Annotated in this window: 1 protein-coding gene; it reads left to right on the top strand. The window is 42.0% G+C overall.

Features of this window, described 5'->3' with window-relative positions; genetic code table 11:
* The coding region (locus tag ACHBHN_RS11265) for an SspB-related isopeptide-forming adhesin (protein WP_394734156.1) at nucleotides 1-1,870 on the top strand (1,870 nt) is incomplete at both ends.

The raw sequence follows: 1,870 nt of genomic DNA, 5'->3' as shown, positions 1-1,870 counted from the left end.
ATCAAATCATTTCAACTGGCGATACCATGCTGGGTGGCTACTCAAGAATATTGGATTCAACAGGATTCTTTGTCTATGATAGCTTCAAAACAGGTGAGACCCTTAGTTTTAACTATCAAAATCTTCAAAATGCACGATTTGATGGTAAAAAGATTAGTCGAGTGACTTACGATATTACCAACCTTGTATCACCAGCTGGAACCGATGCCGTGAAATTGGTTGTGCCAAATGATCCTACCGAAGGCTTCATTGCCTATCGAAATGACGGAAATGGTGACTGGCGAACAGACAAGATGGAGTTTCGTGTAGTTGCTAAGTATTTCTTGGAAGACGGTTCACAAGTCACCTTCTCCAAAGAAAAACCAGGAGTCTTCACGCATTCTTCCCTCAATCATAATGACATTGGTCTAGAATATGTCAAAGATACTTCTGGGAAATTTGTGCCGATTAATGGTTCAACCGTTCAAGTGACTAATGAAGGTCTGGCCCGTTCGTTGGGTTCCAATCGTGCAAGTGATTTGAATTTAGCTGAGGAATGGGATACCACATCAAGTCGTTATGCTTATAAAGGAGCAATTGTCTCAACAGTTACATCAGGAAATACCTACACAGTCACCTTTGGCCAAGGCGATATGCCACAGAATGTTGGCTTGTCATACTGGTTCGCCTTAAATACCCTACCAGTTGCACGTACAGTGACACCTTATAGTCCCAAACCTCATGTAGCGGTGGAACTTGAACCCGTTCCAGAACCTATTACGGTAACACCAGATGTCTTTACTCCTAAAACATTTACACCAGAAAAGCCTGTAACCTTTACGCCAAAGCCTTTGGAAGAAGTGGTGCAGCCTAGTCTAACTTTGACCAAGGTAACCTTACCTGTCAAACCTATTCCAAAAGAACTTCCAACGCCACCACAAGTTCCGACTGTTCATTATCATGCGTACCGTTTGACGACAACTCCAGAGATTATGAAAGAAGTGGTCAATAGTGACCAAGCTAATCTTCATGAGAAAACTGTCGCAAAAGATTCAACAGTGATTTATCCCCTAACAGTTGATGCCTTATCGCCCAATCGTGCACAAACGACTAGTCTCATTTTTGAGGACTACTTGCCTGCTGGTTACCTATTTGATAAGGAAACAACACAAAAAGAGAATGGAAACTATGTCCTTAACTTTGATGTGACTAAGAATTTTGTGACCTTGACTGCAAAGGAAAACTTGTTGCAGGAGGTTAATAAAGATTTAACCAAGGTTTATCAACTGACTGCTCCAAAACTCTATGGTTCTGTTCAAAATGATGGGGCAACCTATTCCAATAGTTACAAACTCCTTTTGAACAAGGATACAACCAATGCTTACACAGTCACTTCAAATGTTGTAACGGTTCGTACACCAGGTGATGGGGAGACAACCACACTCATTACACCAGATAAAAACAATGAAAATGCGGATGGTGTCCTCATTAATGACATGGTCGTAGCCCTTGGCACAACCAACCACTACCGATTGATTTGGGATTTGGACCAGTATAAGGGAGATCGTTCTGCTATAGAGACAATTGCACGAGGCTTCTTCTTTGTGGACGATTACCCAGAGGAAGTGCTTGATGTGGTGGAAAATGGGACGGCTGTTACAACCCTTGACGGTCAGAAGGTATCAGGAATTACGGTTAAAAACTATGCTTCCCTAAATGAAGCCCCTAAAGACCTTCAAGATAAATTGGCTCGTGCTAAGATTACACCGACAGGTGCCTTTCAAGTCTTTTTGCCGGATGACAACCAAGCCTTTTATGACCAGTATGTTCAAACAGGAACTTCTTTAGCTCTTTTGACCAAAATGACGGTGAAAGATAGTCTCTATGGTCA

The sequence above is a fragment of the Streptococcus sp. A22 genome, from assembly GCF_043674215.1.
GTDB classification, from domain to species: domain Bacteria; phylum Bacillota; class Bacilli; order Lactobacillales; family Streptococcaceae; genus Streptococcus; species Streptococcus suis_V.
This window is presented reverse-complemented; position numbering and strand designations above follow the sequence as displayed.